Here is a 22,561-nt window from a genome sequence, read left to right as displayed (position 1 = left end):
TCTGTGGATCAATCACGGTCAATTCGAGTCACCCCAGCCACCGTCTTCTGACCCACCTCGACCGCGACCTCCACACCCTCCGGCAGGTACAGGTCGACGCGCGAGCCGAAGCGGATCAGACCGATCCGGTCGCCCTGCTCGACCTTCGTGCCCTGCGGCAGGTACGGGACGATGCGGCGGGCCACCGCGCCGGCGATCTGGACCATCTCGATGTCGCCGAGCTCGGTGTCGAAGTGCCACACCACCCGCTCGTTGTTCTCGCTCTCCTTGTTGAAGGCCGGAACGAAACCACCGGGAACGTGCTCGACCGACGTGACCTCGCCGGCCAGCGGCGCCCGGTTCACGTGGACGTTGAGCGGGCTCATGAAGATCGCGACGCGGGTACGGCCGTCCTTCCACGGCATGATGCTCTGCACCACACCGTCGGCGGGCGAGATGACCCGGCCCTGGGTGATCTCGCGCTCGGGGTCACGGAAGAACCACAGCATCCCCGCCGCGAGCGCGGTGGCGGGGACGGCGACGGCCTTGGCGGCGCCGGAACGGCGGGCACGGAGAAGGCTGACGGCTGCGGTGGCGACGGTCGGCAGAAGCCACGGCGATGCTCCACGCGCGAGGCGTACGCCGGCCAGGCTGTCGCGAGATGCAGAGGTTTGGCTGTGGGGCATGGATGACCTTCGTAGCGGATGATGCCGCGCTTCGACGGGGGACGGCGGCTTTCCGGCGATCGTAGCGGCTTCCTGCCGCAACTGGGTAAGCCAGGAAGCCGAGTCGGCGGCCGAACAGTGCCTACGGGGTGTGACCTTCTTCTCCAAGAAAACACCCCGTATCCGGACATCTAACCCTGGAATCGATACTCTTCGAGCAGTCGGCGGCCGATGATCATTTTCTGGATCTCGGCGGTGCCTTCACCGATGAGCAGCATCGGGGCCTCGCGGTAGAGGCGCTCGATCTCGTACTCCTTGGAGAAGCCGTACCCGCCGTGGATTCGGAAAGCGTCCTCCACGACCTCCTTGCAGTATTCGGAAGCGAGGTACTTGGCCATACCCGCTTCCAGGTCGTTTCGTTCGCCCGAGTCCTTTTTGCGTGCAGCATTCACCATCATCGCATGAGCCGCCTCCACCTTGGTAGCCATCTCCGCGAGCTTGAACTGAATGGCCTGGTGCTGGGCGATCTGCTTGCCGAAAGTGTGACGCTGCTGGGCGTATCGCACACCCAGCTCGAAGGCGCGCTGGGCGACGCCGCAACCACGTGCCGCCACATTGACGCGGCCGACCTCGACACCGTCCATCATTTGGTAAAAACCTCGGCCGGTGACTCCGCCGAGCACGCGATTGGCCGGAATGCGCAGGCCGTCCATGATGAGCTCGGTGGTGTCGACGCCCTTGTAGCCCATCTTGTCGATCTTGCCCGGGATGGTCAGTCCGGGCCGGACCTCGCCGAAGCCGGGCTCCTTCTCCACGAGGAAGGTCGTCATCGACTTGTACGGGGCCGTGCCCTCGGGGTGACCCTCGTCACTCTTCACGAGAACGGCCACCAGGGACGACGTGCCGCCGTTCGTCAGCCACATCTTCTGGCCGTTCAGGACGTACTCCTCGCCGTCCTTCACCGCCTTCGAGGAGATCGCCGACACGTCCGAGCCGAGCGCCGGCTCGGACATCGAGAAGGCGCCCCGGATGTCCCCGGCGGCCATACGGGGGAGGAAGTGGTCCTTCTGCTCCTGCGTGCCGTGCTGCTTGAGCATGTACGCCACGATGAAGTGCGTGTTGATGATGCCGGACACCGACATCCAGCCCCGGGCGATCTCCTCCACGCACAGCGCGTAGGTGAGGAGCGACTCGCCCAGGCCCCCGTACTCCTCCGGGATCATCAGGCCGAACAGGCCGAGCTCCTTCAGTCCGTCGACGATGTCCTGCGGGTACTCGTCCCGGTGCTCCAGCTCGGTGGCGACCGGGATGATCTCCTTGTCCACGAAGTCGCGGACGGTGGAGAGGATCTCCCGCTGGACGTCCGTGAGGCCGTGGGTCTGGGCGAGGCGGCTCATCTACTTCCCCTGTTCCTTCAGCTCGGGCCGGCCGGGCTGCTCGCCGCCGCGCTCCTTGACGTACGTCTCGGTGGGCACCATCACCTTGCGGCGGAAGACGCAGACCAGCGTGCCGTCCTGCTTGTAGCCCTTGGTCTCGACGTGCACGATGCCGCGGTCGTTCTTCGACTTCGACGGCCACTTGTCCAGGACGGTGGTCTGGCCGTAGAGCGTGTCGCCGTGGAAGGTCGGCGCCACGTGCTTGAGCGACTCGATCTCCAGGTTGGCGATCGCCTTGCCGGAGATGTCCGGGACCGACATGCCGAGCAGGAGCGAGTAGACGTAGTTGCCGACCACCACGTTCTTGCCGAAGTCCGTCGTCGTCTCGGCGTAGTTCGTGTCCATGTGGAGCGGGTGGTGGTTCATGGTGAGGAGGCAGAAGAGGTGGTCGTCGTACTCCGTGACCGTCTTCCCGGGCCAGTGCTTGTACACCGCCCCGACCTCGAACTCCTCGTAGGTGCGTCCGAACTGCATCGCCCTCAGCCCTCCGGGATCTCGAACTTGCTGGTGCGCCGCATGCCGGCCGCACGTCCCTTGCCGGAGATCACCAGCGCCATCTTGCGGCTGGCCTCGTCGATCATCTCGTCGCCGAGCATCGCGGAGCCCTTCTTGCCGCCCGCCTCGGACGTGTAGTAGTCGTACGCGTCCAGGATCAGCTCGGCGTGGTCGTAGTCCTCCTGGGAGGGCGAGAAGATCTCGTTGGACGCCTCGACCTGGCCCGGGTGCAGCACCCACTTGCCGTCGAAGCCGAGGGCGGCGGCGCGCTGGGCGACCTCGCGGTAGCCGTCGACGTTGCGGATCTGGAGGTAGGGGCCGTCGATCGCCTGGAGGTCGTTGGCGCGGGCGGCCATCAGGATCTTCATCAGGATGTAGTGGTAGGCGTCCGCCGGGTAGCCGGGCGGCTGCTCGCCCACGACCAGCGACTTCATGTTGATGGACGCCATGAAGTCGGCCGGGCCGAAGATGATGGTCTCCACGCGCGGGGAGGCCTGCGCGATCTCGTTGACGTTGTTCAGGCCCCGCGCGTTCTCGATCTGCGCCTCGATGCCGATGCGGCCGACCTCGAAGCCCATCGTCTTCTCGATCTGGGTGAGGAGGAGGTCGAGGGCGACGATCTGCTGGGCGTCCTGGACCTTCGGCAGCATGATGCAGTCGAGGTTCGGGCCGGCGCCCTCGACGACGGTCACGACGTCGCGGTACGTCCACTCGGTCGTCCAGTCGTTGACGCGCACGACGCGGGTCTTGCCGGTCCAGTCGCCCTCGTTGAGGAACTTGACGATGGTGTGCCGGGCCTCCGGCTTGGCGAGGGGCGCGCAGGCGTCCTCCAGGTCCAGGAAGACCTGGTCGGCCGGGAGGCCCTGGGCCTTCTCCAGGAAGCGCGGGTTGCTTCCCGGGACCGCCAGGCAGGAGCGGCGGGGGCGAAGGCGGTCGACTGTCGTCATGCGGGGACCTCCAGGGGGTCGAGCTTGTTCGCGTTCCGGATCTCGTCGACGATCCGGCCGATGATTCCGGTGATGTCGAAGTCCTTCGGGGTGAAGACCGCGGCCACTCCCGCGGCCCGCAGTTCTTCGGCGTCACCGTTCGGGATGATGCCACCGGCGATCACCGGTATATCTGTGGCACCGGCCACACGGAGCCTTTCCAGCACGTCCGGGACGAGCTGGGCGTGCGAGCCGGAGAGGATGGACAGGCCCACCGCGTGCACGTCCTCGGCGACGGCGGCGTCCACGATCTGCTCCGGGGTGAGCCGGATGCCCTGGTAGACCACCTCGAACCCGGCGTCGCGGGCCCGCACGGCGATCTGCTCGGCGCCGTTGGAGTGACCGTCCAGGCCGGGCTTGCCGACCAGGAAGCGCAGCTTGCCGACGCCGAGGTCCTTCGCCGTCAGGTCCACCTTCCGGCGCACCCCGGACAGGGCGGAGCCCTCCTCGGCGGCGACCGCGACCGGCGCCGAGGACACCCCGGTCGGCGCGCGGAACTCGCCGAACACCTCGCGCAGCGCCCCGGCCCACTCGCCGGTCGTGACGCCGGCGCGGGCGCACTCCAGGGTGGCCTCCATGAGGTTGTCGGTGCCCTTGGCGGCCTCCTTCAGCTTGTCCAGGGCCTTGCAGGGGCGCGGGTGGTTGAAGGGCGGCTGGTAGCGGGTGTCGCGCCAGTGCTGGAGGGAGGCGATGACGCGGGCCTCCACCGCCGGGTCGACCGTCTGGATGGCGGTGTCCAGGTCGGCGGTCAGCGGGTTCGGCTCCGTGCCCTCGAAGGCGTTGACCCCGATGATCTTCTCCTCGCCGGACTCGATCCGGGCCCGGCGCTCGGCGTGCGAGGCGACCAGCTGCGACTTGAGGTAGCCGGACTCGACGGCGGCCATAGCGCCGCCCATCTCCTGGATGCGCTCGATCTCGGCGAACGCCTCCCCGACCAGCTCGTCGACCTTCGCCTCGACCACCTTCGAGCCCTCGAAGAGGTCGCCGTACTCCAGCAGGTCGCTCTCGTACGCCAGCACCTGCTGGATGCGCAGCGACCACTGCTGGTCCCAGGGCCGGGGCAGTCCCAGCGCCTCGTTCCAGGCCGGCAGCTGCACGGCACGCGCGCGGGCGTCCTTGGAGAGGGTGACGGCCAGCATCTCCAGGACGATCCGCTGGACGTTGTTCTCGGGCTGGGCTTCCGTCAGCCCCAGGGAGTTGACCTGGACGCCGTAGCGGAAGCGGCGGTGCTTGGGGTTCTCGATGCCGTAGCGCTCGCGCGTGACGCGGTCCCAGATCCGGCCGAAGGCCCGCATCTTGCACATCTCCTCGACGAAGCGGACGCCCGCGTTCACGAAGAAGGAGATGCGGCCGACCACGTCGCCCATGCGCTCCTCGGGCACCTGGCCGCCGTCGCGCACGGCGTCGAGCACGGCGATCGCGGTGGACATCGCGTACGCGATCTCCTGGACCGGCGTGGCGCCCGCCTCCTGCAGGTGGTAGCTGCAGATGTTGATCGGGTTCCACTTCGGGATGTGGGAGACCGTGTACGCGATCATGTCCGTCGTCAGGCGGAGCGAGGGCGCCGGCGGGAAGACGTGCGTCCCCCGGGACAGGTACTCCTTGACGATGTCGTTCTGGGTCGTGCCGCTGAGCTGGGTGATGTCCGCCCCCTGCTCCTCGGCGACGACCTGGTAGAGCGCCAGCAGCCACATGGCCGTGGCGTTGATGGTCATCGAGGTGTTCATCTGCTCCAGGGGGATGTCCTGGAAGAGCCGGCGCATGTCACCGAGGTGCGCGATCGGCACGCCGACCCGGCCGACCTCGCCGCGGGCGAGGACGTGGTCGGAGTCGTAGCCGGTCTGGGTCGGCAGGTCGAAGGCGACCGACAGACCGGTCTGCCCCTTGGCGAGGTTGCGCCGGTACAGCTCGTTGGACGCCTCGGCCGTGGAGTGACCGGCGTAGGTCCGCATGAGCCACGGCCGGTCCTTCTGACGCTCAGTCATGTGTGGCCTCCGCCGTCCTCAGATGTTCCGGAAGCGGTTGATGGCGTCGAGGTGCTGGGCGCGCTTCTCCTGGTCGCGCACGCCCAGGCCCTCCTCGGGGGCCATGCAGAGCACGCCGACCTTGCCCTGGTGGGCGTTGCGGTGGACGTCGTGGGCGGCCTGCCCGGTGTCCTCCAGGGAGTACACCTTGGAGAGGGTGGGGTGGATCTTGCCCTTGGCGATCAGGCGGTTGGCCTCCCACGCCTCGCGGTAGTTGGCGAAGTGGGAGCCGATGATGCGCTTCAGGGACATCCACAGGTAGCGGTTGTCGTACTCGTGCATGTAGCCCGAGGTCGAAGCGCAGGTGGTGATGGTGCCGCCCTTGCGGGTGACGAAGACGGAGGCACCGAAGGTCTCGCGGCCGGGGTGCTCGAAGACGATGTCGATGTCCTCGCCGCCGGTGAGTTCGCGGATGCGCTTGCCGAAGCGCTTCCACTCCTTGGGGTCCTGGGTCTGCTCGTCCTTCCAGAACCTGTAGCCCTCGGTGCTGCGGTCGATGATCGCCTCGGCGCCCATCGCCCGGCAGATGTCCGCCTTCTGCTCGCTGGAGACGACGCAGATCGGGTTGGCGCCGCCGGCCAGCGCGAACTGGGTGGCGTAGGAGCCGAGGCCGCCGCTCGCGCCCCAGATGAGCACGTTGTCGCCCTGCTTCATGCCGGCGCCGTTGCGGGAGACCAGCTGGCGGTAGGCGGTGGAGTTGACCAGGCCGGGGGCGGCGGCCTCCTCCCAGCTGAGGTGGTCCGGCTTCGGCATCAGCTGGTTGGACTTCACCAGCGCGATCTCGGCGAGACCGCCGAAGTTGGTCTCGAAGCCCCAGATCCGCTGCTCGGGGTCGAGCATCGTGTCGTTGTGGCCGTCGGACGACTCCAGCTCGACGGAGAGGCAGTGCGCGACGACCTCGTCGCCGGGCTGCCAGGCGTTGACGCCCGGCCCGGTGCGCAGGACGACGCCCGCCAGGTCGGAGCCGATGATGTGGTACGGCAGGTCGTGGCGCTTGGCCAGCTCGTTGGTGCGGCCGTAGCGCTCCAGGAACCCGAACGTGGACAGCGGCTCGAAGATCGAGGTCCACACCGAGTTGTAGTTGACCGAGGAGGCCATCACGGCCACCAGGGCCTCGCCGGGGCCCAGCTCGGGCACCGGCACCTCGTCCAGGTGGATCGACTTGCGCGGGTCCTTGTCGCGGGTTTCGAGGCCCGCGAACATCTCGGTCTCGTCCTTGTGCACGGTGATCGCGCGGTACGACTCGGGCAGCGGCAGGGCGGCGATGTCGGCCGGCGTGGAGTCGGTCGACTGGATCGCGTCCAGGATGTCCTTCACGGTCACGGTGTTGCCTCCGGCGGTGAGCGCCCCGAGGGAGGGGCGCTGGGGGGTACGTCGGTGCTGATGAGGGTGGGTGAGGGTGCCTGTGACGCAGGCGCTCGGGCGCGCAGGGGATGAGGTGCGGGGACAGCCCGAACACCTTCAACGTATGACACCCCGTGTCACCCCGCAAGGCACTGAGTGCCAGAAAATGCTCTCAGATGAAATCTTTACGCGACAGATGAGCGATGATCGATCGGGCAGGGGTCAGGGGGCCGCCTAAAAGGGGCGCGGGCACGCAAAAACGGCCACCCGACGGGTGGCCGTTGTCACAGTGGACGAAGCGGGTTCAGCGCTCCTTGAGTGCCTGCTCGATGGTGCGCATCACCTCGTGCAGTGGCGCGTCGGTACGCGCGACGGTCACCAGCACTTCGCCCTGCACGGAGGCCGACGAGGCGGCCGGCCGCGCGGCGGAGGCCGTGCCGCGCCCGGCACCGATGCCCGTGCCGAACGTCTTGCGGACGATCGCGAAAGCGTGGTCGAGCTGGGTCTCCACGTCCCCCTGCCCGCCCGCCCGCAGCCAGCGCCGCAGCACGTGGTTGTGGGCGGTGACCACGGCGGACGCGGCGACCTCGGCCAGCAGCGGGTCGTCGTTGGCGTCGTCGTCGTGCGCGTGCTCGTCGAAGTGGCCGAGCAGATAGCGGGTGAACAGGCGCTCGTAGCGGGCCACCGACGCGATCTCGGCCTCGCGCAGGGTGGGTACCTCACGCGTCAGCTTGTAGCGGGCGACCGAGATCTCCGGCCGGGCCGCGTACATCTTCATGACTTCCTTGATACCCCGGCACACCGTGTCGAGCGGGTGCTCGTGCGCGGGCGCCGCGTTGAGCACCGCCTCGGCGCGGACCAGGGTGTCGTCGTGGTCCGGGAAGATCGCCTCTTCCTTGGAGCGGAAGTGACGGAAGAAGGTGCGGCGGGCGACCCCGGCCTGCGCCGCGATCTCGTCGACGGTGGTCGCCTCGTACCCCTTGGTCGCGAACAGCTCCATCGCCGCCGCCGCCAGCTCCCGGCGCATTTTGAGCCGCTGCGCGGCGGCTCGGCTGCCGGCCGCGCTCTCCGGCGCGTCGGGCGTGGCTGGTGTACGTGAGGACTTGGCGGGCTGGGACATGCCATGAACGTACTGCATGTGCCCGCAATCATGCGCGTGACCGGGGATTCCCCGGCCCGAGGAGGGCCGGGGAGACCCGCCCGGGGAGGCCGGGGGAGACCCGCCCGGGGAGGGCGGCGGAAACCCGCCCGGACCGAGCAGTCCGCCCCAGTCCTCCCCGGACCGGAACCGGTCGCCGGGGCCGGATTCAGCGGCGGGCATACTCGCGGAAGCCGCGGCCCGTCTTGCGGCCGAGGCAGCCCGCGGCCACCAGGTGCTCCAGCAGCGGCGCCGGGGCCAGGCCCGGGTCGCGGAACTCGCGGTGCAGGACCTTCTCGATGGCGAGCGAGACGTCCAGACCGACCACGTCCAGCAGCTCGAAGGGGCCCATCGGATAGCCACCGCCCAGCTTCATCGCCGCGTCGATGTCGTCGAGCGTCGCGTAGTGCTCCTGGACCATCTTCACGGCGTTGTTGAGGTACGGGAACAGCAGCGCGTTCACGATGAACCCGGCCCGGTCGCCGCAGTCCACGGCGTGCTTGCGGATCTTCGCGCAGACCTCGCGGACGGTGGCGTGCACGTCGTCCGCCGTCAGCACGGTGCGGACCACCTCGACCAGCTTCATGGCCGGCGCGGGGTTGAAGAAGTGCATGCCGATCACGTCCTGCGGACGCGAGGTGGCGCGGGCGCAGGCGACCACGGGCAGCGAGGAGGTGGTGGTGGCCAGCACCGCGCCCGGCTTGCAGACCTTGTCCAGCGTGGCGAACAGCTGCCGCTTGACCTCCAGGTCCTCGGCGACCGCCTCCAGCGCCAGGTCGACGTCGGCGAAGTCGTCGTACGTACCGGTCGGCGTGATCCGTTCCAGCGTCCGCGCGGCGGCCTCGGCGGTCAGCCTGCCCTTGTCGACGCTGCGGGCCAGGGACTTGCCGATCCGGGCCTTGGCCGTCACCGCCTTCTCCGCGCTGCGGGCGGCGAGCACGACCTCGTAGCCGGCCTTCGCGAACACCTCGGCGATGCCGGACGCCATGGTGCCCGAGCCCGCGACGCCCACCGCGCGGACGGGACGGCCGGTCACCGGACCGCCACCCGCGCTCGGGGTCAGCGCGTCCGGCACGACGGCCGCGCTGCCCGGCGCCTCGTAGGTGTAGAAGCCGCGCCCCGCCTTGCGGCCCGTCAGACCCGCCTCGCTGAGCTGCCTCAGGATCGGCGCCGGGGCGTGCAGACGGTCGTGGGAGGCGGCGTACATGGCCTCCAGGACCGTACGCGCGGTGTCCACGCCGATCAGGTCCAGCAGGGCCAGCGGCCCCATCGGCAGGCCGCAGCCGAGCCGCATCGCGGCGTCGATGTCCTCGCGGGAGGCGTAGTTCGCCTCGTACATCGCCGCGGCCTGGTTGAGGTACCCGAACAGCAGGCCGTCGGCGACGAACCCGGGCCGGTCACCGACCGCGACGGGCTCCTTGCCGAGGTCCAGCGCGAGGTCGGTGACCGCCGTGACGGCGCCCGGCGCGGTCAGCACCGAGGAAACGACCTCCACCAGCTTCATCGCGGGGGCCGGGTTGAAGAAGTGCAGGCCCAGCACCCGCTCCGGGCGGGCCGAGTCGGCGGCCAGCCGCGTCACGGACAGCGCGTTGGTGCCGGTCGCCAGGATCGTCCCGGGACGCACGATCCCGTCCAGGTCCCGGAACACCTGCTGCTTGATCTCGTACGACTCCGGGGTCACCTCGATCACCAGGTCGGCGTCGGCGGCCGCCCGCAGGTCGGTGGAGGTGCGGATCCGGGCGAGGGCGTCGGCGCGCTCCCGCTCGGTGAGGCGTCCGCGCTCGACGGCGCGGGCGGTGGAGGACTCCAGCGCGGCGACGGCCGTCGCGGCCTGCGCCTCGCTGATGTCGATGCCGACGACGTCACGGCCGGCCCGGGCCAGGACCTCGGCGATGCCGGTGCCCATGGTGCCGAGGCCGACGACGGCGATGGTCCGGAGCGGGGACAGAGGGGTGTCGGACAGGGGAGTGGCCATCGCGGGACTCCAGGAATGAGGGTGACGACGGGAACACGCCCGGGTACGCGAAGGGGCGTACCGGGTGCGTGAGGAAGGAAGTGCGGGTGGTGCCGGGCCGACTGGCGCACACGCCCGGTGCCGCGTCGGAGGGCGTGCACACGCCGTCCGACGGCGGTTTCCGACCGGCCCTGTCCCGAGGCCGAGTCGTACTGCGGTACCGGGGACACCCGGATACCGAACCGACTGCTCTCACGGCGGCTGCGTCACCAGGCCACCGGGAGGAGTTGCGGCGAGTGGGTAACTCGCTCGTCTGAGCTTAACTCGCGGGTAACGAGCGCGCCAGCCCCCGGTGTTCGTGATGCACGTCCCACGCGCCCTGTGACGCCCCTAACCTCGGTGTCATGGACGAAGAGTTGCGAGCGCTCACGGAGCGCTTACGGGCCGAGTCGGTCGACGCGCCGGGTGCCCCGGCGGCGTACGACCGTCTCGTGGCGACCGGGGACCCGGACGAGCTGGCCGCGGTGCTCACCGAGCCCGGACACCCGCTGTGGGCCCGGGAACTGGCCGCGTTCCGGCTGGGCGTGGCGGGGGACCGGCGGGCCTTCGAGTCCCTCGTGCTGTTGCTGAACCACCGCGACCCACCCCGCTGCGCCTCCGCCGCCCACGCCCTCGCCCGGCTCGGCGACCCCCGCACCGCCCGCGCCGCCGCCGCCCTCGCCACCAACGAACTACGGGTCGCCTACGCCCTGCACCCGGTGCGGCTGCTGGTCGAACTGCGGGCTCCCGAGTCCGTGCCCGCCCTCATCACCACGCTGGAGCGACGGCTGCGCCCGCACGACCCGTACCGGCGCGTGGCGCTCGCCTGTGTCGAGGGCCTCGGTACCCTCGGCGACGACCGGGCAGGCCCCGTCCTGAACGACGCGCTCGCCCACCCGGCGCTGGCCGAGGCGGCGGTGCGGGCGCTGGCGCGCATTCCGGGGCAGCGGTGAGCCGTCAGCCGGTCAGGTCTCTGGTGTACCGCACCTCGGGTACCGAGACCCCCTCCACCTCGAACGGCTCCTCGGCACCGTCGGCGCGGAAACCCGCCCGTTCGTAGAAGCGCCGGGCGCGGGCGTTGCCCTCGAGCACCCACAGCAGCATGCGGGCGTGCCCGGCGGCCTTGCTCCGGCGCACCGACTCCCGGAGCAGGGCCTGTCCGACTCCGGTGCCGAAGCACGCGGTGTCGACGTACAGGGCGTACAACTCCGCGTCGGCAGGGTGCGGTTCGCCGCTCCGGTACGGACCGTGGCAGGCCCAGCCGACGACCTGGCCCGTGTCGTCCTCGGCGACCAGGTTCACCACGCCGTCCGGGGCACGGGTGAGGAAGTCGCGGCGCCGTTCGGCGTCCTCGCTCACGTCGAGCCCGTCCAGGTACGGCTGCGGCACGAGGCCCCGGTACGCCGTCTGCCAGCCACGGACGCGGATCGCGGACACGCGGTCGCAGTCGACGAGCTCCATCTCCCGCACCCGGGCCCGGGGCCCGCTCACGGGGCCACGACCGCGAACGCCTCGATCTCCATCAGGAAATCCGGCCGGACCAGTGAGGCGACCTGTACCGCCGACGCGGCCGGGAGCCGGTCGTCGGGTATGTGCTCGGCGCGGGCCGCGCGGATCGCGGACATGTGTGCCATGTCCGTGACGAAGAAGGTCAGCTTCACCACGTCGTCGAAGGTCGCCCCGGCCGCCGCCAGACACCGCCGCAGGTTCTCGAAGACCTGGCGGGCCTGAGCCGCCGGATCGTCCTCGCCGACGAGCTTGCCGTCCTCGTCCAGCGCGAGTTGGCCGGAGACGGCCACGAACCGCCCGGTGCCGAGGACGACATGGGTGTACTGGGCGGCGGGCGCGACGCCCTCGGGGGCGGGAATCCTGGTCAGTTCACTCATGCGTCCATGGTGGACCGGCGGAGACCGGCAGCTCGGCGGCCACGCCGCCGACTTCGACGACTACGGCGGTTTCGACCGGGTTGCCGTCCAGATGTGTTCCCACCCTTTGAACACCGGGGAGCGCCGGTACGCGACCGCCGGGGGTGAGGCCGTGGTCGGGCGCGCGGGACGCGGATGGCCGTTCGCGTCGGGGCCCGGCCTGCCCCCTGGCGTCGCCCTGGTGGCGGAGGCCGGGGCGAAGGTGGCAGGACAGCAGGACAGCAGGACAGCAGGACAGCAGGACAGCAGGACAGGAGGCCGTCGCCGCATCGCGGGCCTGACGGCCTGCCGGCCGCTCCTGGTCCGCGACGCGGAAGAACGACCGGCCCGGTGCGGAGGGACCGCCGCGGAAAGTGGTGCGCCTGCCGTGGCGTGCGGCCACGCGCCGGGGTGTCCGCTCTCAGATGAGGGAGAGCTGGACCGGCTCGGCCGGCGTGGGCTCGGCCTCAGGTTCCGGCGGCGTGATCCGCCGCGGCGTCCCCGCGCGCGTGGGTCCGATGCCGTACTCCCGGGCCAGGTCGTGCACCTGGCGCGTGACTCGGCGCTGGTACCACTTCGGGGCGTAGGCGCCCTCCGCGTACAGCCGCTCGTACCGGCGTACCAGGTGCGGGTGGTGCTGTCCGAGCCAGGCCATGAACCACTCCCGGGCGCCCGGCCGCAGATGCAGCACCAGGGGCGTCACCGACGTGGCGCCGGCGGCGGCGATCGCCCGCACCGTCGCGCGCAGTTGGGCCGGCTCGTCGCTCAGGAACGGGATGACCGGTGCCATCAGCACCCCGCAGCCGATGCCGTGCTCGCCGAGGGTCCGTACGACCTCCAGGCGGCGTTCCGGCGCGGGCGTCCCCGGTTCCACGGTGCGCCACAGCTCGGGGTCGGTGAAGCCGACCGAGACCGAGATCCCCACGTCCGTCACCCGTGCCGCCCGCGTCAGCAGGTCCAGGTCGCGCAGGATCAGCGTGCCCTTGGTCAGGATCGAGAAGGGGTTGGCCCGCTCGGTGAGGGCCGTGATGATGCCCGGCATCAGCCGGTAGCGGCCCTCGGCGCGCTGGTAGCAGTCGACGTTGGTGCCCATCGCCACGTGCTCGCCCTGCCAGCGGCGCGACGCCAGCTGGCGTCGTAGCAGCTCGGGCGCGTTCACCTTGACGACGATCTGGGAGTCGAAACCGAGTCCCGTGTCCAGGTCCAGATAGCCGTGCGTCTTGCGCGCGAAGCAGTACACGCACGCGTGCGTGCAGCCCCGGTAGGGGTTCACCGTCCATTCGAACGGCATGCGCGAGGCGCCCGGCACGCGGTTGAGGATCGAGCGGGCCCGCACCTCGTGGAAGGTGATGCCGCGGAACTCGGGCGTGTCGAACGTGCGGGTGGTGACCGCGTCCGCGCCGAAAAGCGCGGGGTCGGCGGCCCGGGCGTGGTCGGAGTCCGTGAGGTTCTCCCAGCGCATGGCGCCTCCTCGGTAGTACTGCGCCCACACAATAGAACACATGTTCCCTTGATCGTGCGGACGAGTCGCGCGGAGCCGCTTCGCGCCCCCCGATTTGGTGGCCGGGCGGTGGGGTGGTTGGCTTGCCCCGACCCCGAGAACCAGGCCCTGGAGGAACCCGATGGCGCAGGTCGAGGCGGAGACGGAGCGGATCGTCGCGGCGGACGCGGAGACGGTGTTCGACACCCTCGCCGACTACAGCGGCACCCGCGCGAAGCTGCTGCCCGAGCACTTCAGCGAGTACGAGGTCCGCGAGGGCGGCGACGGCGAGGGCACCCTCGTGCACTGGAAGCTCCAGGCCACCAGCAAGCGCGTCCGCGACTGCCTGCTGGAGGTCACCGAGCCGACCGACGGTGAACTCGTCGAGAGGGACCGCAACTCCTCCATGGTCACCACCTGGCGGGTCACCCCTGCCGGGGAGGGCAGGTCCCGGGTGGTCGTCGCCACCACCTGGCAGGGTGCCGGCGGCATCGGCGGCTTCTTCGAGAAGACCTTCGCGCCCAAGGGGCTCGCCCGGATCTACGACGCGATGCTGGCCAAGCTCGCCGCCGAGGTCGAGAAGTAGCCAAAGGGCAAGCCGCGTACGGTCGTTGAGCGGCCGTCGGCGGCCTCACCGGTTCGAGTGATCCCCGCGGGATACCGTTGCGCGCCGTAACTTTTCGCACTTGTTCGCAGTTGTCGCATCTGGCGGCAATTGTGAGCAGGTGTGACGAGGGGAGCGGCGCGTGGGCGGGATCACTCTGGTGCAGGAGGAACCGGCCGCGGCACCCCCGACGCCTCCCGAGCCCCCCGCTCCCGGGCCGGAGTGGGACGCCGGGCTGAGCCCGCGCCGGGTCCGGCTGGTCTTCGTCGGGCTGATGCTGGCCCTGCTGCTCGCCGCCCTGGAGCAGATGATCGTCGCCACGGCGCTGCCGAAGATCGTCGGCGAGCTGCACGGCCTGGACAAGATGTCCTGGGCGATCACCGCCTACCTGCTCACCTCCACCGTCGGCCTGCCGATCTACGGCAAGCTCGGCGACCTCTTCGGACGCAAGGGCGTCTTCCAGTTCGCCATCCTGGTCTTCGTCGTCGGCTCGGCACTCGCCGGCCGGGCCCAGACCATGGACCAGCTGATCGCCTTCCGCGCCGTGCAGGGCGTCGGTGCGGGCGGCCTGATGATCGGTGTGCAGGCGATCATCGCGGACATCGTGCCGCCCCGCGAACGCGGCCGGTTCATGGGCCTGATCGGCGCCGCCTTCGGACTCGCCTCGGTCGCCGGCCCCCTGCTGGGCGGCTACTTCACCGACCACCTGTCCTGGCGCTGGTGCTTCTACATCAACGTGCCCTTCGGCCTGGTCACCATGGCCGTCGTCGCCGTCGTCCTGAAGCTCCCCAAACCGCGGGCCAGGGCCCGCCTCGACATCCTCGGCGCGCTGCTGCTCGCCGCCGCCTCGACCTGCCTGGTGCTGCTCACCAGCTGGGGCGGCACGGAGTACGAGTGGGGCTCCGAGGTCATTCTCGGCCTCGCCGCCGGAGCGGCCGGGGCGACCCTCCTCTTCCTGGTCGCCGAGCACTTCGCGCCCGAACCGCTGATCCCGCTGCGGCTGTTCCGGGACTCCGTCTTCAACGTCACCGGCCTGGTCGGCCTCGTCATCGGTGTCGCCCTGTTCGGCGCCGCCAGCTATCTGCCGACCTTCCTGCAGATGGTCGACGGCGCCACCGCCACCGAGTCCGGCCTGCTGATGCTGCCGATGATGGGCGGCATCGTCGGCGCCTCGATCATCTCCGGCCAACTCATCAGCCGTACCGGGCACTACCGGTCCCACCCGATCCTCGGCAGCGCCCTGTCCGTCGTCGGCATGTGGCTCCTGTCCCGGCTCGACGCCGACACACCCCGCCTGAACTACAGCATCTGGATGGCCGTCCTCGGCGCCGGAATCGGCATGGTGATGCCGGTCCTGGTCCTCGCCGTGCAGAACTCCGTGCGCCCCGCCGACCTCGGCACCGCCACCAGTGCCAACAACTACTTCCGGCAGATCGGCGGCAGCGTCGGCGCGGCCGTCTTCGGCACCCTCTTCGCCGACCGGCTCACCGACGCCCTGACCGACCGGCTCCCCGCCGAGGCGGGCGCCGGACTGCCCGACGCCGAGGCCATCACCCCGGAGCTCGTCCACTCCCTGCCCCCGGCGCTGCGCGAGGCCTACATCGGGGCGTACGCCGACGCCATGCCGCGGATCTTCCTCTACCTGGTACCGGTACTCGTCCTCGGGCTGCTCATCGCCTGCTTCCTCAAGGAGAAACCCCTGGTGTCCCACAACGCCCCCGTCACCGAGCCGGAGACCGCGCAGCACGTCGCCCCCGTCCCGCAGGCCCGGTCGCCGTACGCCGCCGGCATCCCCGTCTGCGGCACGGTGCAGCACCCCGACGGCACCGTCGTGCCCCGCGCGGCGCTCACCCTCATCAACGTCGGCGGACAGCAGATCGGCCGGGGCGCCAGCGGCGACGACGGCCGCTACGCGCTGGCCACGCCCGGCTCGGGGTCGTACGTCCTGATCGCCGCGGCCGGCGGTCACCAGCCGCAGGCGGTCTCCGTGACCGTCGGCGAACGCCCGGTGGAACTGGACGTGGTCCTCGGCGGCGCCGGGCGCCTCGCCGGCAGCGTGCTCACCGCGGACGGCAGCCCCGTGCGCGACGCGATCGTCACGCTCACCAACGTCCACGGCGAGGTCGTCGCCACCACCCGCAGCGGCCGGGAGGGCGGTTACGTCATCACCGAGCTGGTGGCCGGCGAGTACACCCTCGCCGGCAGCGCCCCCGCCTTCCGCCCGGCCGCGCTGCCCGTCAGTGTCCAGGCCGCCCGGGAGACCCGCCAGGACATCGAGCTGGCCGGCGGCGCCGTGCTGCGCGGCACCGTGCGGGCCGGCGGGGGACGGGCCGTGGAGGACGCGCGCGTGACGCTGCTCGACGCGGCCGGCAACGTGGTGGACACGCTGACCACCGGGCCGGACGGCACCTTCCGGTTCGTCGACCTGTCGTCCGGCGAGTACACCGTCATCGCCGCCGGCTACCCGCCCGTCGCGACCGTGCTCCAGATGGCCGGCGGCGGCCGCACGGAACGCGACCTCCAACTCGGGCACGAGGACTGAGACCGGACACCGGCGCGCGGGCGCGCGCCGGTGTGTTCGCGCGCCACCAATTCCCCCGTTGCCGCACCTGGTCACCGGCCACCGCCGTACGGTGGTGACGGCGACACAGATCCTGCGGAGCCGTGGGGAGAGAGGGCCTGACGCCATGGACCATGGCACCGAGCGGGACACACCTCCAGGCCGCCGGGCCGGACCCGGCGCCGTACCCGCGGACCCCGTGGCCGGCCGTGTCCCGCTGGCCGTCGTCGTGGTCGACCGCGACGGACTGGTCTCCCACTGGAGCCGGGGCGCACGACGGCTGTTCGCCCTGCCCAAGGAGGAGGCGATCGGCCGGCCCGCCCCCGACCTGCTGCCCGTCTCGGGTGCGCTCCCCGACGCGGAGGACGCCACCGCGTACGGCTCGTCCGCGGCGGCCTACGACGGCTTCGGACCCGGCCTGGCGACCTCCCTCGACGGACAGCTGTCCTACCCGGCGGCGGGCCGGGCCCGCCTGACCGTCCCGGGCAACGACCGCGTCGACGTGCTGTGGTGGGCGTACCCCCTGGTGGGGCCCGGCCCGGAACGGCTGCTCGTGCTGGCCGCCGACGCGGACGGGCTGCGGCGGGACTTCGCCGGCGGGAGCGCCGGGGAGGCGACCGTCGAGCGGATCGCACCCGGCTTCGCGCTGCACACCGACTTCCCCGGCGCCGACGAACTCGCCCGCCGCCTCCCCGAGATCCTGCCCAGCATGAGCGTGGGCGAGAGCGCCCGCATCGTCGCGCAGGTCCTCGAACTGGGCTACCCGGTCCTGGAGTTCAGCCGGAACGACCGGGTGCCCGTCACCCCCGACTGGGGCGTGCCCCGGCGCGCCGGGCGCAGGGCGCGCCGCGAGCGGGCGGCCCGGGCACTCGCGGCCGGCGAGCCGGTGCCGGAGGACCTGCGGGACGAGGCCGAGGACCTGGAGTACGCGGCCGTCCGCGAACGCCTGGAGTTCCTCAACGAGGTCAGCGGACGCATCGGCACCTCGCTCGACCTCTCCCGGACCGTCGTCGAGGTCAGCCGGGCCGTCGTCCCCCGCTTCACCGACGTCGCCGGCACCTATCTGCGGGAGCAGGTCGTCGCCGGCGAGGGATTCCCCGACGGTGTGCCGGACACGACGACGATGTGGCACCGGGTCGCCCTGGAACACACCGACGAACCCGGCCGCTGGGACGACGTCGTACCGGTCGGCGAGGCCATGCCGTTCCCGGCGCACACCCCCTTCTTCCAGTGCATGACCACCGGCGAACCCGTCCTGGTGCCCCGCATCAGCGAGGAGATGGGCCACTCCATCGCCTCCCAGTTCGAGAAGCGGGACATCCGGCCGCTCATCACGGGCCGCTCGATGCTGCTGGTGCCCCTGAAGGCGCGCGACGTCGTCCTGGGCTTCATGATCCTTCTCCGGCACCCGGAGCGGCCCGTCTTCAACGACATGGACCGGGTCACCGGCGCCGAACTCGCCGCCCGCGCGGGCCTCGTACTCGACAACGCGCGCATGTACACCTACCAGGAGAACGTCGCCGAGACGCTCCAGGACAGCATGCTCCCGCACATCCCGGAGCACATGGCCGGCTGTGACATCTCCACCCGCTACCTGCCCGGCACCCTCCTCGGCCGTGTCGGCGGCGACTGGTTCGACTCGGTCAAACTGCCCGGCGCCCGCACCGCCCTCGTCGTCGGCGACGTGATGGGCCACGGACTCAACTCGGCCGCCATGATGGGCCAGTTGCGCACCGCCGTGCAGACCATGGCCGGCCTCGACCTGCCGCCCGCCCAACTGCTGCGCCACCTCGACGACCTCGCCCGGCGGCTCGGCGACACCCACCTGGCGACCTGCCTGTACGTCGTCTACGACCCCATCGCCGGGGAACTGCACCTCGCCAACGCCGGCCACATCCCGCCCGTCCTGGTCCGCGCCCAGGACGGTGCCGGCGAGCTGCTCGACCTGCCCACCGGGGCGCCGATCGGCGTCGGCGGGGTGCCCTTCGAAACGGTACGCGTGCGGGTGGAGCCCGGCGACCGGCTGGTGATGTGCACCGACGGCCTGGTGGAGGTGCGCGGCGAGGACATCGGCGTCGGCCTCGCCACCCTCTGCGAGTCCGCCGCCCACCCGGCCGCCTCCATGGACGACGCCTGCGACACCATCATCCGCGCGCTGGGCACCCACGGGGGCCGCAGGGACGACGTGGCCCTGCTGATGGCACGGCTGGGCGGCATCGAGCCCGACGCCGTCGCCACATGGCGCATCGACCACCACCCGGCCGAGGCCGGCCGGGCCCGGGCGGCGGTCCGCGAGCAACTCCACGACTGGGCGCTGCCCGCGAACGTGGCCGACACCGCCGAACTGATGGTCAGCGAGCTCGTCACCAACGCCCTGCGGCACGCCCACACCCGCCCCGTCGAGCTGCGCCTGGTCCGCGCCGACACGCTGCTGTGCGAGGTGGACGACGACGACCACGAACTGCCGGCACTGCGCGGCGCCGGTCCCGACGACGAGACCGGGCGCGGGCTGCGCGTGGTCAGCACCCTCGCCCGTGAATGGGGCGCGAGCCGTACGAAGGCGGGCAAGACCGTGTGGTTCGAGCTGACGCTGCCCCGCCGCTGAGTCGTCACACGCCGTCAGGGGGCGCGCAGGGTCCCCCTGTCCGACAAAGGTGTGCGCCGGGCGCTTGTGGCCGTGCGCCGGGCGCGATACACCGTACGGGCCCGTCACTCCGGCGGGCCGTACGTCGCACCTGGGGAGACGGGCATGAGCGTCACGAATCGGTACCGGAACGCCTGGGAGAGCTTCTGGAGCGAGGCGCCCGGAGGCCAGGGGGCGGTGTTCTGGGACGCGGAGCCCATGCTGACCGCCGGGCGGCACCTGGCGTACTTCGAGCCGCACCTGACCGACCCCGGCCTGCCGTTGATAGACCTCGGATGCGGCAACGGCACCCAGACCCGGTACTTCGCGGACCGCTTCCCGCACGTCGTCGGCGCCGACCTGGCCACCGCCGCCCTCGACCACGCCCGCCACGCCGACCCCGCCGGCCAGGCGGTGTACCGGCAACTGGACGCCGCCGACAAGGCCGAGGCGGAAACGCTGCACGCGGAGCTGGGCGACGCCAACGTCTACGTGCGGGGCGTCCTGCACCAGTGCGAGCCCGACGACCGCCGGCCACTGGCCGACGCCCTCGCCGCACTCGTCGGCGTACGCGGCCGCGCCTTCCTGGTGGAACCGTCCCAGGAGGCCGGGACCGTGCTGACGGGACTGGCCCGGGGGCCCGAGGGGCCCCCGGCCAAGCTGGCACCCGTCCTGCGGCACGGCCTGACCCCCGGCGCGATCCCCGACGAGGCGGTACCGGAGTACCTGGGCGCGGCCGGCCTCACCGTCCTGGCGAGCGGTCAACTCCCGCTGTTCACCACGGAGTACACACCGGACGGCACACGGATCGAACTGCCGTCGACGTGGGTGGTGGCGGGGCGGCGCGAGTGACGGACGCGCCGGGTGGTGAGCGAGCCCGGCGCGTGCTGTCCCGGGGCAGGCGTCGAGCCCGTTCCGAGCCTGCGGCGGGAGCGGCGCCTGCGCCCCGCCGCAGGCGCCGCATCCGAGGCTCGCGCACCCGCCCGGCACGTCGGTCGGGCGCGGGCCGGCGTCGGGCGGCCGCCGCTCCACGACCGGCCGATCGCATGGAAAGAGCTGGTCGTAGCCCGTACGAGGTGAGTTCAGTGGTCCGGACCACCGATAGTTATCCACAGCTCTGGCCGAGGCGGCCGGGCAGCGCGTACGGTTTCGAGGCATGAAGATCCTCATCAGCGCCGACATGGAAGGCGCCACCGGTGTCACCTGGCCGGCCGACGTGCTGCCGGGGACGCCGCAGTGGGAGCGGTGCCGGTCGATGTTCACCTCGGACGTGAACGCCGCCGTGCTGGGTTTCCTCGACGGCGGTGCCGACGAGGTGCTCGTCAACGAGGCGCACTGGACCATGCGCAACCTGCTCCTGGAGCAGCTCGACGAGCGGACGCAGATGCTCACCGGCCGGCACAAGGCGCTGTCCATGGTGGAGGGCGTCCAGCACGGGGACGTGGACGGCATCGCGTTCATCGGGTACCACGCGGGCGCCGGCATGGAGGGCGTCCTCGCGCACACCTACCTGGCCAACCAGATCACCGGCGTGTGGCTGAACGACGTACGGGCCAGCGAGGGGCTGCTCAACGCGCACGTCGTCGCCGAGTACGGGGTGCCGGTGGTGCTGGTCACCGGGGACGACGTGGCGTGCGAGGACGCGCTGGGGTACGCGCCCGAGGCGCTGAAGGTCGCGGTCAAGGACCATGTGTCGCGGTACGCGGCCGTGTGCCGTACGCCGGCCAGGACCGCCGGCGACATCCGGGCGGCGGCAAAGGAGGCGGCGGCGCTCGCGGTGCGGCACGAGCCGGTGAGCGGCGGGCCCTTTACCGTCGCGGTGGAGTTCGACGCCGAGCACCTGGCGGCGGCCTCGACCGTCGTGCCGGGCGTGGCCCGCATCGGGGAGCGGAAGGTGGCGTACACCCACGACACCATGTTCGAGGCGATCCGCACCTTCAAGGCGGTCACCACGATCGCCTCGGCCGCGGTGGAGGAGCAGTATGGCTGAGAGTCCCGAGGGCGTGGACGCGCGGGCGCTGGACGAGGTCGTGCGGTTCACCTCCGAGCTGATCCGGATCGACACGACGAACCGGGGCGGCGGCGACTGCCGGGAGCGGCCCGCCGCCGAGTACGCCGCCGCGCGGCTCGCCGAGGCGGGGATCGAACCCACGCTGCTGGAGCGGACCGAGGGCCGCACCAACGTCGTCGCCCGGATCGAGGGCACCGACCCGTCGGCCGGAGCGCTGCTCGTGCACGGCCATCTGGACGTGGTGCCCGCCGAGGCCGCCGACTGGAGCGTGCACCCGTTCTCCGGGGAGATCCGCGACGGGGTCGTCTGGGGGCGCGGCGCCGTCGACATGAAGAACATGGACGCGATGATCCTGGCCGTCGTGCGCGACTGGGCCCGGCAGGGGGTACGCCCCCGGCGCGACGTCGTCATCGCGTTCACCGCGGACGAGGAGGCCAGCGCCGAGGACGGCTCCGGCTTCCTCGCCGACCGGCACGCCGCGCTGTTCGAGGGCTGCACCGAGGGTGTCAGCGAGTCGGGGGCGTTCACCTTCCACGACGGCGCCGGCCGCCAGTTCTACCCGATCGCCGCCGGTGAGCGCGGCACGGGCTGGCTCAAGCTCACCGCACGGGGGCGGGCCGGACACGGGTCCAAGGTGAACCGGGAGAACGCGGTCACCCGGCTCGCTGCGGCGATCACCCGCATCGGCGGCCACGAGTGGCCGCTGCGCCTGACCCCGACCGTGCGCGCCGCCCTCACCGAACTCGCCGCCGTCTACGGCATCGAGACCGACCTGCGCGACGTCGACGCGCTGCTGGACAAGCTCGGACCCGCCGCCGGGCTGGTCGAGTCCACCGTCCGCAACAGCAGCAACCCGACCATGCTGGACGCCGGTTACAAGGTCAACGTCATCCCCGGGCAGGCCGTCGCATACGTCGACGGGCGCTTCCTGCACGGCTTGGAGGACGAGTTCCGCAGCACCCTCGACCGGCTCACCGGGCCGGACGTGGACTGGGAGTTCGCCCACCGCGAGGTCGCCCTCCAGTCGCCGGTGGACTCGCCGACGTACGCCCGGATGCGCGCCGCCGTCGAGGAGTTCGCCCCGGAGGGGCACGTGGTGCCCTACTGCATGTCCGGCGGCACGGACGCCAAGCAGTTCTCACGCCTCGGCATCACCGGCTACGGTTTCGCGCCGCTGAGGCTGCCCGAGGGCTTCGACTACCAGGCCCTCTTCCACGGTGTCGACGAACGTGTCCCCGTCGAGGCGCTGCACTTCGGCGTCCGTGTGCTCGACCGTTTCCTGCGCACGGCGTAGCCCCTGCCCGACGAGACCTGGAGGA

The 22,561-nt window shown here is 71.3% G+C and carries 18 protein-coding genes; 7 read left to right on the top strand and 11 right to left on the bottom strand.

Going from position 1 to position 22,561, the window contains the following annotated elements; genetic code table 11:
* Positions 1-8: 8 nt before the first annotated feature.
* The 8 genes from ACP4J0_RS05815 to ACP4J0_RS05780 all read right to left on the bottom strand — a co-directional run bounded on the left by ACP4J0_RS05815 (position 9) and on the right by ACP4J0_RS05780 (position 10,042).
* Positions 9-665 (bottom strand): phosphatidylserine decarboxylase, encoded by a 657-nt coding sequence (locus tag ACP4J0_RS05815; RefSeq protein ID WP_426517822.1) that lies wholly within the window; start codon positions 663-665, stop codon positions 9-11.
* Between the two features lie 170 nt (positions 666-835).
* Positions 836-2,041, bottom strand: coding sequence for an acyl-CoA dehydrogenase family protein (locus ACP4J0_RS05810; RefSeq protein WP_426597503.1), 1,206 nt, complete (start codon positions 2,039-2,041; stop codon positions 836-838).
* Positions 2,042-2,554: a MaoC family dehydratase gene (locus ACP4J0_RS05805; protein ID WP_426597502.1), complete on the bottom strand. Its 513-nt coding sequence runs from the start codon at positions 2,552-2,554 to the stop codon at positions 2,042-2,044.
* A gap of 5 nt (positions 2,555-2,559) precedes the next feature.
* On the bottom strand, positions 2,560-3,522 hold the full coding sequence (locus ACP4J0_RS05800) for an HpcH/HpaI aldolase/citrate lyase family protein (protein ID WP_426597501.1): 963 nt from the start codon (positions 3,520-3,522) through the stop codon (positions 2,560-2,562).
* Positions 3,519-5,546, bottom strand: coding sequence for a protein meaA (locus ACP4J0_RS05795; RefSeq protein WP_426597500.1), 2,028 nt, complete (start codon positions 5,544-5,546; stop codon positions 3,519-3,521). Before ACP4J0_RS05795 ends, ACP4J0_RS05800 begins: the two co-directional genes overlap by 4 nt.
* An 18-nt stretch (positions 5,547-5,564) precedes the next feature.
* On the bottom strand, positions 5,565-6,908 hold the full coding sequence (ccrA, locus tag ACP4J0_RS05790) for a crotonyl-CoA carboxylase/reductase (protein ID WP_426597499.1): 1,344 nt from the start codon (positions 6,906-6,908) through the stop codon (positions 5,565-5,567).
* Positions 6,909-7,233: 325 nt separating this feature from the next.
* Complete coding sequence (locus tag ACP4J0_RS05785) at positions 7,234-8,049, bottom strand: TetR family transcriptional regulator (RefSeq protein ID WP_426597498.1); 816 nt, start codon at positions 8,047-8,049, stop codon at positions 7,234-7,236.
* 187 nt (positions 8,050-8,236) lie between these two features.
* The gene (locus ACP4J0_RS05780; protein ID WP_426597497.1) at positions 8,237-10,042 is read right to left on the bottom strand and encodes a 3-hydroxyacyl-CoA dehydrogenase family protein; all 1,806 of its coding nucleotides are present in this window, start codon (positions 10,040-10,042) and stop codon (positions 8,237-8,239) included.
* Between the two features lie 383 nt (positions 10,043-10,425).
* Between ACP4J0_RS05780 and ACP4J0_RS05775 the strand changes: the two genes are divergently transcribed.
* Positions 10,426-11,013, top strand: a complete 588-nt coding sequence (locus ACP4J0_RS05775; RefSeq protein ID WP_426597496.1) for an adenylosuccinate lyase — start codon at positions 10,426-10,428, stop codon at positions 11,011-11,013.
* A 4-nt stretch (positions 11,014-11,017) separates the two neighbouring features.
* On the opposite strand, the gene ACP4J0_RS05770 is transcribed toward ACP4J0_RS05775, so the two are convergent.
* The 3 genes from ACP4J0_RS05770 to ACP4J0_RS05760 form a co-directional block, all read right to left on the bottom strand.
* Complete coding sequence (locus tag ACP4J0_RS05770; RefSeq protein WP_426597530.1) at positions 11,018-11,521, bottom strand: N-acetyltransferase family protein; 504 nt, start codon at positions 11,519-11,521, stop codon at positions 11,018-11,020.
* Between the two features lie 26 nt (positions 11,522-11,547).
* On the bottom strand, positions 11,548-11,946 hold the full coding sequence (locus ACP4J0_RS05765; protein WP_426597495.1) for a RidA family protein: 399 nt from the start codon (positions 11,944-11,946) through the stop codon (positions 11,548-11,550).
* A 439-nt stretch (positions 11,947-12,385) separates the two neighbouring features.
* On the bottom strand, positions 12,386-13,426 hold the full coding sequence (locus ACP4J0_RS05760) for an Rv2578c family radical SAM protein (RefSeq protein WP_426597494.1): 1,041 nt from the start codon (positions 13,424-13,426) through the stop codon (positions 12,386-12,388).
* Between the two features lie 160 nt (positions 13,427-13,586).
* On the opposite strand from ACP4J0_RS05760, the gene ACP4J0_RS05755 reads away from it, so the two are divergent.
* The 6 genes from ACP4J0_RS05755 to ACP4J0_RS05730 all read left to right on the top strand — a co-directional run bounded on the left by ACP4J0_RS05755 (position 13,587) and on the right by ACP4J0_RS05730 (position 22,536).
* Positions 13,587-14,030 (top strand): SRPBCC family protein, encoded by a 444-nt coding sequence (locus ACP4J0_RS05755; RefSeq protein WP_426597493.1) that lies wholly within the window; start codon positions 13,587-13,589, stop codon positions 14,028-14,030.
* Between the two features lie 160 nt (positions 14,031-14,190).
* Positions 14,191-16,590: an MFS transporter gene (locus tag ACP4J0_RS05750; protein WP_426597492.1), complete on the top strand. Its 2,400-nt coding sequence runs from the start codon at positions 14,191-14,193 to the stop codon at positions 16,588-16,590.
* Between the two features lie 145 nt (positions 16,591-16,735).
* Entirely contained in the window at positions 16,736-19,213 is a 2,478-nt protein-coding gene (locus tag ACP4J0_RS05745; protein ID WP_426597491.1) for a SpoIIE family protein phosphatase, read from the top strand.
* A gap of 144 nt (positions 19,214-19,357) precedes the next feature.
* A complete protein-coding gene (locus tag ACP4J0_RS05740) occupies positions 19,358-20,083 on the top strand; it encodes a class I SAM-dependent methyltransferase (RefSeq protein ID WP_426597490.1) in 726 nt (241 codons plus the stop codon).
* 304 nt (positions 20,084-20,387) lie between these two features.
* Positions 20,388-21,221 (top strand): M55 family metallopeptidase, encoded by an 834-nt coding sequence (locus ACP4J0_RS05735; protein WP_426597489.1) that lies wholly within the window; start codon positions 20,388-20,390, stop codon positions 21,219-21,221.
* On the top strand, positions 21,214-22,536 hold the full coding sequence (locus tag ACP4J0_RS05730) for a M20/M25/M40 family metallo-hydrolase (protein ID WP_426597488.1): 1,323 nt from the start codon (positions 21,214-21,216) through the stop codon (positions 22,534-22,536). Before ACP4J0_RS05735 ends, ACP4J0_RS05730 begins: the two co-directional genes overlap by 8 nt.
* The last annotated feature ends 25 nt before the right edge of the window (positions 22,537-22,561 follow it).

Source organism: Streptomyces sp. WG7 (assembly GCF_049975785.1).
Classification (GTDB): domain Bacteria; phylum Actinomycetota; class Actinomycetes; order Streptomycetales; family Streptomycetaceae; genus Streptomyces.
Note: the sequence above shows the minus strand (reverse complement) of the source record. Positions and strands in the feature narration are given on the sequence as shown.

Bases quoted from the DNA above. Each gene is read 5' to 3' on its own strand.
- ACP4J0_RS05785 (WP_426597498.1), bottom strand. From the start codon at position 8,049: ATGTCCCAGCCCGCCAAGTCCTCACGTACACCAGCCACGCCCGACGCG.
- ACP4J0_RS05740 (WP_426597490.1), top strand. From the start codon at position 19,358: ATGAGCGTCACGAATCGGTACCGGAACGCCTGGGAGAGCTTCTGGAGC.
- ACP4J0_RS05805 (WP_426597502.1), bottom strand. From the start codon at position 2,554: ATGCAGTTCGGACGCACCTACGAGGAGTTCGAGGTCGGGGCGGTGTAC.
- ACP4J0_RS05735 (WP_426597489.1), top strand. From the start codon at position 20,388: ATGAAGATCCTCATCAGCGCCGACATGGAAGGCGCCACCGGTGTCACC.
- ACP4J0_RS05765 (WP_426597495.1), bottom strand. From the start codon at position 11,946: ATGAGTGAACTGACCAGGATTCCCGCCCCCGAGGGCGTCGCGCCCGCC.
- ACP4J0_RS05780 (WP_426597497.1), bottom strand. From the start codon at position 10,042: ATGGCCACTCCCCTGTCCGACACCCCTCTGTCCCCGCTCCGGACCATC.
- ACP4J0_RS05800 (WP_426597501.1), bottom strand. From the start codon at position 3,522: ATGACGACAGTCGACCGCCTTCGCCCCCGCCGCTCCTGCCTGGCGGTC.
- ACP4J0_RS05745 (WP_426597491.1), top strand. From the start codon at position 16,736: ATGGACCATGGCACCGAGCGGGACACACCTCCAGGCCGCCGGGCCGGA.
- ACP4J0_RS05755 (WP_426597493.1), top strand. From the start codon at position 13,587: ATGGCGCAGGTCGAGGCGGAGACGGAGCGGATCGTCGCGGCGGACGCG.
- ACP4J0_RS05770 (WP_426597530.1), bottom strand. From the start codon at position 11,521: ATGGAGCTCGTCGACTGCGACCGCGTGTCCGCGATCCGCGTCCGTGGC.
- ACP4J0_RS05795 (WP_426597500.1), bottom strand. From the start codon at position 5,546: ATGACTGAGCGTCAGAAGGACCGGCCGTGGCTCATGCGGACCTACGCC.
- ACP4J0_RS05815 (WP_426517822.1), bottom strand. From the start codon at position 665: ATGCCCCACAGCCAAACCTCTGCATCTCGCGACAGCCTGGCCGGCGTA.
- ACP4J0_RS05760 (WP_426597494.1), bottom strand. From the start codon at position 13,426: ATGCGCTGGGAGAACCTCACGGACTCCGACCACGCCCGGGCCGCCGAC.
- ACP4J0_RS05810 (WP_426597503.1), bottom strand. From the start codon at position 2,041: ATGAGCCGCCTCGCCCAGACCCACGGCCTCACGGACGTCCAGCGGGAG.
- ACP4J0_RS05775 (WP_426597496.1), top strand. From the start codon at position 10,426: ATGGACGAAGAGTTGCGAGCGCTCACGGAGCGCTTACGGGCCGAGTCG.
- ACP4J0_RS05730 (WP_426597488.1), top strand. From the start codon at position 21,214: ATGGCTGAGAGTCCCGAGGGCGTGGACGCGCGGGCGCTGGACGAGGTC.